Source organism: Microbacterium sp. AISO3, from assembly GCF_002204305.1.
Lineage (GTDB): Bacteria > Actinomycetota > Actinomycetes > Actinomycetales > Microbacteriaceae > Microbacterium > Microbacterium arborescens.
The window spans coordinates 1-400 of record NZ_NHRF01000152.1; the positions used below are offsets into that span (position 1 = coordinate 1).

Annotated in this window: 1 protein-coding gene; it reads right to left on the bottom strand. The window is 46.2% G+C overall.

The genetic code is table 11. The features are described from left to right. Positions 1-175: 175 nt before the first annotated feature. The coding region (locus CBF90_RS18695; RefSeq protein ID WP_206780515.1) for a hypothetical protein at positions 176-400 on the bottom strand (225 nt) is incomplete at its 5' end.

The window sequence follows — 400 nt, forward strand, 5'->3', positions numbered from 1 at the left end:
GGGTATATGTATGCGGATTATTGTATCGACTCTGGAAGAGTCGCCCGTCTTAGTAGAAGGAGATTAAGGACGGTTTTGGATTTTTATTTATACAACAGAAAACGGCGCAATGACCAATGCCGGGGCAAAATCATTACGCCGTTATACAGCGTTTACATGGCTGTAAAGGTATTGTTTAGAAGTCGATGTCGAGGCTGGCTCCTGCAACGTTATTGTTGCGGGTATAGTTGGCGGTATAGGCCAGACCGGTGTTGGGAGAGGTAACCGAGGTCTTTTTCGTTCCGTAGAAAGTGTGCATATAAGCCAGGTTCAGCCTCATTTTCGGACTCAGTTTAACCTGTACGCCACCGCCTACAGAGTTGGAATTGACGACGAATGACTTGTCGTCCATATACGATGT